This is a genomic window from Streptomyces albireticuli (assembly GCF_021228125.1).
GTDB lineage: Bacteria > Actinomycetota > Actinomycetes > Streptomycetales > Streptomycetaceae > Streptomyces > Streptomyces albireticuli.
This window is the reverse complement of the sequence record NZ_JAJQQS010000001.1, coordinates 19790-27243: the sequence shown is the minus strand read 5'-3', so window position 1 is coordinate 27243 and position 7454 is coordinate 19790. Positions and strand designations below refer to the sequence as shown.

The window sequence follows — 7454 nt, the reverse complement described above, 5'->3', positions numbered from 1 at the left end:
CCAAGAAGTTCTACTCCGTGCTGCTCACCGAGGTGAAAGGCTGGGAGCAGATGAGCATCAACGACGCCGCCCAGGCCGTCGAACGCTCAGGCTTCCCCAACGCCTACGCCGAGTTCGAAGCCCAGGCGCCCCGATGCAGGCGGTGCTGGGCACCACGGCCGTCTTCGCCGGTGTGCTGGTGGCGTACAAGACACGGCTCATCCGTGTCGACCGCCGCTTCTACCGCTTCGTGGCCGGTGCCGCGATCGGCTTCCTGCTGCTGATTATAGCCAACCTGCTGTTCGCAGCGTTCGGCGGCGGCCTCTGCTTCCGGACCGGCGGCCTGGGCATCGTCTTCGGCATCATCGGCGTGGTGCTCGGCGCCTGCTTCCTAGCGCTGGACTTCAAGCAAGTCGAGGACGGCGTCAAATACGGGGCACCGCGCGAGGAGTCGTGGCTGGCCGCGTTCGGCCTCACCCTGTCGCTGGTGTGGATCTACACCGAGCTGCTCCGCCTGATCACGATCTCCAATCAGGCTCAGTAGGGATCTTCAACTCGGCCATCGATCGGGTCACCGACTGCCTCAACGCCCTCCACCAGCGGCTGCGGCTGCGTGAACGCCTCCCGCACCGCCGCCGCCAGTCCTGGCCGACCCTGGTTGCGGGGATGCCGGTAGCCGGCCAGCCACTTCACGTTGGCCTCGACTACCTCGTCCAGCCGCTAAAGACGCTGGTAGATGAACTCGACCCGCGCACACGCTTCCCCCGCCACGGCCGGCCTTCATAGCCCGTTCCACCGCCTCCGGCTGTCGGACTCTCGCTGATTACCCGCCCCACCCAAACCGCCCTCTCACGGCGCCGGGGGCGTTCTCGTGTTCTGTCCCACGGCGCCACGCGATGCGGTACAGCCGGCCCCCACGAGGGCAAAGCCCCTTCGCCCTACGGAGCATCTTTTATCTTGAATAGTTGCAGGTCAGGAGGGTGTGGATGGCGGTGACGATGCGGCTGATGCGCCTCTCGTCTCGGGTGATCCGGGCGTCCGCCTGGAAGTCGGAGGGGGTGGCCCGCGCGCCCCTCCCTCACGGGGGACGCGCGGACCTGGTGGCCGGCGGCAGCCCCGACCCCACGTCGGGGAGTGGGAGGGGGCTGCCTCGCTGCTGTCTGCGGCAGCGCCGCTTCCCGTCACGGGGGAGTCGTTTGCGATGGCCTCAAGGGTTTGCCGGACGCCATCGCGACGGTATGGCCCCAGGCGATCACCCAGACTCGTGTGGTTCACCTGCGCCTCACCACATAGGACACGGTCTTGGCGCCGACGCGACCACAAGGTGGTGGGCGGCGACGGCACGGCGACCGGGAGGTGCTTGCCGCGATCGTGTTCGTAGCTACCTCGGGCTGCACCTGGCAGTAGCTGTCGTTCGGCCCGTCGGGGCCGACGGCCCACCGCCGGTTCAGCGAGTGGAGCAAAGCGCGCGTGTGGGCCAAGCTTCACCGCCTGGTCCTCGACGAACTCGGCGCTCGCGGCGAGCTGGACTGGACGCGCTGTGCCATCGACTCCATAAGCATGCGGGCCCTGAGAACGGGGATCTGACAGGCCCGAATCCTGTTGATCGGGGTAAGTACGGATCGAAGATCCATCTGATCACGGACCGGAACGGCCTGCCGCTGTCCGTGGGCATCTCAGCGGCCAACACCCACGACAGCCAGGCGCTGATGCCACTGGTGACCGGCACCCCACCCATCCGCTCCCGCCGTAGGCCACGCCGAAGCGGACCTGCCAAACTCAAGAGACAAGGGCTACGACTACAACCACTCGCGGAGATGGATGAAAAAGGTTTACTGGCCAAGATCCTGTCGTGAGTTCATAGGATCGAAAATTTCCATCTCGCCTCAGGGGTTAGATTTATGTTAGGTCTCAAGGAAGGTTATTTCCATGCCAACGGCAGCTGAGAGTCCCTCAAGTGACACCACCAGCCTTTCCCAGACGTCCGTGGACGACCTGATAAAAATCGAGCACGTGGTCATCCTCATGCAGGAGAACCGCAGCTTCGACCACTATTACGGCACACTCAAGGGTGTGCGCGGCTTTGGGGACCAAAGTGTCATCCTTCTTCCAGGAACCAGAAGCGGATCCTCCGGCAAGACGGTGTTCGAGCAACCGGACAGCTCGTCCTGGCGCTATCCCTGGATGCTAAACAGGGGAAGCGCCGATGGGTGGAAGAACGCCCAAGGTGTGGGTACGGCGCATAGTTGGGTTGACGGCCACGGGGCGTGGAACAACGGCCTTCTCGATGCGTGGATCGCCAACAAAGGTCTGCTGACCATGGGCTATTTCACTCGCGACGACCTTCCCTTCCACTATGACCTTGCCGATAACTTCACTATCTGCGATAATTACTACTGTTCGGTCCTGAGCTCGACCGGTCCCAATCGTAATTACTTCTGGAGTGGCAGTACTGGAGTTGGTATAATTTCCCCGCCGCATGTCAATGGCGGGGACTTTGTAGGTACTAACCAATCATGGAGGGTCTACGTCAAGGAATTGCAGGCCGCTGGTGTGACCTGGCGTACATATAATGTCGAGAACGACAACTACGAGAACAACGCGCTGGAGTACTTCAAGGACTTCGACTCAGGAGCACTGTACGATCTCGGAGTGAAATCGGTACCTGATGTGCCCGGCGGTAGCACCGCTGACCGGATCATCGAGGCCATCCGTAAAGATGTCCTCGATGGCACGCTGCCCCAGGTCTCCTGGGTCGTCACAGACGAGGCACACTGCGAGCACTCAGACGAAACCCCAAGCCGAGGCGCGGTCTTCGTCAAACGGCTACTCGACTCTCTCAGCGCCGACGAGGACACCCTCCGCCGCGTGGCCCTGTTCATCACCTACGACGAAAACGATGGGTTCTTCGATCACGTGCCCCCGCCATTCCCTTCGAAAGGTTCGCCGGACGCCACGGACGAGTGGGCCACGTATGAGGGTGCGGAGGGACCAATTGGGCTCGGTATTCGCGTCCCCATGATCGTCGTTTCCCCGTGGACAACAGGCGGCAGGGTCTGCTCCCAGGTCTTCGATCACACCTCGATGCTGATGTTCCTGGAGAAGTGGACCGCCGCACTGGGCAAGCCTGCGGTGTGCCAGAACATCACCTCCTGGCGTCGCAAGGTGTGCGGCGACCTTACTAGCGTATTCGACTTTAGTAAGGACGCCTCCACCTACACTCTTCCTACGCTCGGCCCTGCGGCCCCGGCCGGAGAGGTCCCTGGCGCCACCGGCACGAATCCCACCCCTCCAAGTACCAACGCCGAACCCGTTCAGGAATCGGGCACCAAGCCGGCGTGCGCTCTGCCTTATCAAACCAACGCCTACCTCGACCGCACCGAAGTGTCGGATGGCTCGACGTCGATCTGGATCCGCATGCTGAATCTGGGTGAGTACGCCACCAGCGCCGCCCACTTCGCCACTTACGCTAACGCCTACCGCAGTGGCGGTCCCTGGCAGTACACTATCGGCGCGGACTCTGAGCAAGAGGACTTCTTCAACGTCGGAAGCGGCAAGTACGATTTCACCGTTATCGGACCCAACCGATTCCTGCGCCGCTTCACTGGGGATGCGTCCAAGATATCCCAGGGCAAGCACGTCTCCGTAAAGTGCACCTTTGAGATGCACTCCTCGACTGGCAAGCTGGCTGTCTTCTTCAACATGAAGAATCATGGCACCCAGAGAGTGGTCTTCCGGATCAAATCAAACCAGTACCGTACCTGGGACAAGACCTACTCCGTCGCTGCCGCGTCGCAGGAGACGGAGTTCTTCAACGCCGTCGCCTACAACGCCGGCTGGTACGACTTCACCATCGCCGTGGACAACGACAGCACCTGGACCGAGCGTTTCGCGGGCCATATCGAGTATGGGCAATCTAGCACCACTGGCTGACATCGCTTATAGCCTAGATACCGGTAAGGGAAGTTTGGGAGTAGTCCAGGGGGAGGAGGGGGGAAGCTTGAGAGGGTGCCGTACGAGGGCCATGCAGCTATTAAGCCTCTTCAGCCGCCTCGCGACGCCGACACCGACGACCTTCTCGCCCCCGTCCCGGCCGCCCGGACCGGCGCCCTCATCGGATACACACGCGTGTCCACGAAGGGCCAGCTGCTCGACCGCCAGATCCGCGCCCTCACCGACGCGGGGACTTCCCGGCCCCGCACTACCTGCCGAGTAGCCGCATTGCCGCAGGTCAGTCGTATCTGTTGCCGATGATCCGGCTACCCCCGCCAGGCGCAGATGGCGTTCCTCCTGGCCCGGTACGACAGCAACGCCCCGCTGCTCGCGGTGTTCCTGGGAACGAGTGCGCGTGCGGTGCGCCGTCGTGCCCGCGGCGGAGTGCTGCCGCCCGGGCCCCGGCTGCGCCGGGCCCTGCGCCGCCGGGTGCTGGATCTGGTGTGTCCGGGGTGTCTGGCGGATCGGGTGGTGGAGGAGGCGCGCCAGGTGGAGCGGGATGCGCGGCGTGCGGCCCGCCGGCCTGTGCGCGGGCGGGTCCCGGGCCGCTGACCGCCGGGCCTGGGCGGGGCACCGGCGCGGACAGGACCTTGCGTCCCCGGTCAGGGAGCCAGGCGTCAGATGCATTCTTAGGCTTCAATTCCCAACTTTGATGCGAATGCTGCATCATCCTCGAGTATGGTGGCGTCATGGTGCTGAGTCTGGAGGAGTCGCTGCGGTTGTCGGTGGCGGCGTTGATGCAGGCGACGGGGGAGTCGCAGCGGGCGATCGCCGCGGTGCTGGGGTTGACGCAGACGCAGATCTCGCGCCGGCAGTCCGGTGCGACTGCGTGGAGTCTGCGTGACGCTGACGTGCTGGCCGGGCATTACGGGATCGCCGCTTTGGATCTGCTGGCGGGGCCGACGCGGGCGTGCGAGGCGCTGCCCGCCGCACGGCGCCGCGGTGCCAACGTCGAGAAGGGAGCGGCCCGGTGAGTGACTTCGATGCGATCGACTCGCTGCTCGCGGGCGTAGGCCCGGAAGCCGAGCTCCCCTCTCCCCAGGTCCGCCAGGAGCTGCGGGAGCGGGCCCGCTTGTCCAAGGCACAGGTGGCGAGGGCGCTCGGGGTGAGCCCGTCCACCGTCGCCGCCTGGGAGGGCGGCCGGGACCCGGTCGGCGAGGTCCGGACCAAGTACCGGTATCTGCTGGACGGCCTGGCCACCAAGTTTACTACCGACACCGCCCCGGTGACGCCGTCTCCTGCCGAACCGGCCGCGGCCCAGGCCCCTAACGCGGCCGACGCTCCTCCGGCTTCCCCGGCGGTGCCCGAAGAAGGCGGTGAGGGCGATGAGGTGGAGGCCCTCGCGGTACCCGAGCCGTGTGTGCTGTGCGGACAGCCGGCCGGAACCCGGGTGGCGGGTTTCGCCCAGCACCTGGACCCGGCCGACTGCCAGACCACCGCTGCCGTGCCGCCCGCCCAGCCCGCCACGACGCCCGTACAGCCCGGCACCGCTCACACCGGGAAGCCGACCTCGACGGCACGCACGTCGCGTACGCCGCGTCCCTCCGAGCGTTCCCAGGGTCCGGCCCGGCGTGCGTTCCAGGAGCCGTCCGGGCCGGTCGATCTGATCGGTCAGGCGGTGCAGGCCGCGCTCGCCGAGCACCACGGCGACGTCGAGGCCGCCACGGCCGCGTTGGTGAAGCGGGCGATCCCGGACGCGATGCGCCTGCTGGACGAGACCCGTAAGGGCGCGCGCTACGACGTGATCGCCCACCCCTGGATCCCCGACATCCTCAAGAAGCAGACGTCCCGCGGCGCGGACCAGATCTGGGAGGCCCGCCCGAAGTGGACCCGGCGCGAACTGCCGCCCGGGAAGCATGAGGTGACCGCGCTCGACATCAACGGCGCCTACCTCTCCGCCCTCAAGACCCACCTCCCCCTCGGCCAGCTCGAGCACTCCGCCGGCCTCCCTCATGACCGCCGCCGCGCTGGTGTCCACCTGATCACACCGCCCGTATGGGAGCACGAGGCGGTGCTGCCCAACCCGATCGGCCAGCGCGACGAGCCGGGACCGCTGTGGGTGACCGAGCCGACCCTGCGCCTCCTGCTGCGCCTGTCGGGCCCGAAGTACGGGCTGTGCGCGCCGCCGGAGGTCCACGAGTCGTACACCTCCGGGGCGACGGAGAACCTGCTGGAGAAGTTCCGCATCGCTCTCAAGGACGCCCGCGACGAGGCCATCGAGCAGGGCGACGAGGTGACGCTGGAATACGTGAAGGCGATGTACTCGAAGTTCGTCTCGACGATGGGGGAGTCGAACTACAACCGGGAGCTGTACCGTCCGGACTGGATGCACATCATCCGTTCGCAGGCGTTCGCGAACCTGTGGCTGAAGGCGCTCAAGGCTCACGACGAGGGTCTTGCCGTGGTGCGGGCCATGGGTACCGACGAGCTCCATGTCATCGGTGACTGGCACCGTGTCTTCCCCGAGGGCCGCGGTGTTACCGAGGTCAAGGTGAAGGACACGTACACCGCCGGAACCGACACCGACGACACCACGGGGGAGGAGCGGGAGTAATGCCGGAGAAGAACCTCGATTTCGGGAAGTTCGGCGCCCAGGGCATCAGGGGCAGCGACGCCGTGGCCCGCAAGCTCGACGAGCTCGCGGGCGGCATCGCCACCCCGGTCACGGTCAAGCGCGGCTGGATAGCGCGCCTGCACTACCTGACGAAGTCGGGCAAGAGCCGCCAGGCCGCCAAGGAGGCCGGGCTGACGGTCACCGACCGGACGCTGAAAGCGTGGCTGGAGGGCAAACGGTCGCCGTCGAAGGCCAACCTGGCCAAGATCGACGCCGCCTACCGGGCGGTGCGCCGCCAGAACGTCGCCCGGCACCTCCTTAAGCGCCTGAACCGGGAGGGGCGTGGGACGCGGGTGGAGATCCATCCCCTGAACCAGTCGCAGGTGCCGAGGCCGTTGCAGCGGGTGGTGGAGTACCGGTCGATGAACGTGCGCCGCTGGGACAGGATCGTCGGCGCGTGGGCGGCCGGTGACCATCAGGGCCTCGATGCTGCCTGGGACGACACGATCGTCGACCTGGGCTCGCAGTGGGGTCAGTACGAGTACTGCACCAGCGTCGGTTTCGCCGCATAGCGGCTACGGATGATCACGGGCGCCCCCGTATTCGTCTGGAAGCCGCCGGCCAGGGCGTCACGGCCTGGCCGGCGGCTTCCAGGACGGTCGTGCTGTCCGTGCAGGGGATCCGTGCGGCCAGCAGTTGTCCACCCCGGGCGGTGGCCTCCAGGAGCCGCGAGGAAGTCGCGGGAGGCGGGGTCGAGACCGGGGGGCCCGGTGAAGAAGCCGGTGCCCTCCGGGGCCACGACCGTCACGTACGCCGCCGCTTGTGCGGGTGTGCACCAAGCCGTCCTCGCCGTGGCGGCCTGGAGCCCGTATCCGCCCGTCTCGCCCCAGTCCGTCACTGCCATACCCACGATCATGCCCGGGAACCG

The 7454-nt window shown here is 66.2% G+C and carries 6 protein-coding genes and 3 pseudogenes; 8 read left to right on the top strand and 1 reads right to left on the bottom strand.

Features of this window, described 5'->3' with window-relative positions; translation table 11 throughout:
- Positions 1-121: 121 nt before the first annotated feature.
- From LUZ64_RS00145 to LUZ64_RS00105, 8 genes and pseudogenes are all read left to right on the top strand, one after another.
- A pseudogene (locus LUZ64_RS00145) lies at positions 122-523 on the top strand (Bax inhibitor-1/YccA family membrane protein); the annotation flags it as partial.
- A gap of 647 nt (positions 524-1170) precedes the next feature.
- A pseudogene (locus LUZ64_RS00135) lies at positions 1171-1269 on the top strand (transposase); the annotation flags it as partial.
- A gap of 15 nt (positions 1270-1284) precedes the next feature.
- Positions 1285-1803 (top strand): annotated as a pseudogene (locus LUZ64_RS00130) (IS5 family transposase); the annotation flags it as partial.
- Positions 1804-1965: 162 nt separating this feature from the next.
- Entirely contained in the window at positions 1966-3912 is a 1947-nt protein-coding gene (locus LUZ64_RS00125; protein ID WP_170116906.1) for a phosphocholine-specific phospholipase C, read from the top strand.
- Positions 3913-4257: 345 nt separating this feature from the next.
- Positions 4258-4524 (top strand): hypothetical protein, encoded by a 267-nt coding sequence (locus LUZ64_RS00120; RefSeq protein WP_211305141.1) that lies wholly within the window; start codon positions 4258-4260, stop codon positions 4522-4524.
- 137 nt (positions 4525-4661) lie between these two features.
- Positions 4662-4946, top strand: coding sequence for a helix-turn-helix domain-containing protein (locus tag LUZ64_RS00115; protein ID WP_095584088.1), 285 nt, complete (start codon positions 4662-4664; stop codon positions 4944-4946).
- Positions 4943-6526 carry a helix-turn-helix domain-containing protein gene (locus tag LUZ64_RS00110; protein ID WP_095584087.1) on the top strand — a complete coding sequence of 528 codons (1584 nt, stop codon included), beginning with the start codon at positions 4943-4945 and terminating at the stop codon, positions 6524-6526. Before LUZ64_RS00115 ends, LUZ64_RS00110 begins: the two co-directional genes overlap by 4 nt.
- Entirely contained in the window at positions 6526-7098 is a 573-nt protein-coding gene (locus LUZ64_RS00105) for a transcriptional regulator (RefSeq protein ID WP_095584086.1), read from the top strand. Before LUZ64_RS00110 ends, LUZ64_RS00105 begins: the two co-directional genes overlap by 1 nt.
- Here LUZ64_RS00105 and LUZ64_RS00100 read toward each other — a convergent pair.
- Complete coding sequence (locus tag LUZ64_RS00100) at positions 7059-7430, bottom strand: hypothetical protein (RefSeq protein WP_143593408.1); 372 nt, start codon at positions 7428-7430, stop codon at positions 7059-7061. The two genes, LUZ64_RS00105 and LUZ64_RS00100, sit on opposite strands and share 40 nt — an antisense overlap.
- Between the last annotated feature and the right edge of the window lie 24 nt (positions 7431-7454).

Excerpts from the sequence above, each read along its gene's own strand:
- LUZ64_RS00120 (WP_211305141.1), top strand. The coding sequence starts at position 4,258 with ATGGCGTTCCTCCTGGCCCGGTACGACAGCAACGCCCCGCTGCTCGCG.
- LUZ64_RS00115 (WP_095584088.1), top strand. The coding sequence starts at position 4,662 with ATGGTGCTGAGTCTGGAGGAGTCGCTGCGGTTGTCGGTGGCGGCGTTG.
- LUZ64_RS00105 (WP_095584086.1), top strand. The coding sequence starts at position 6,526 with ATGCCGGAGAAGAACCTCGATTTCGGGAAGTTCGGCGCCCAGGGCATC.
- LUZ64_RS00100 (WP_143593408.1), bottom strand. The coding sequence starts at position 7,430 with ATGGCAGTGACGGACTGGGGCGAGACGGGCGGATACGGGCTCCAGGCC.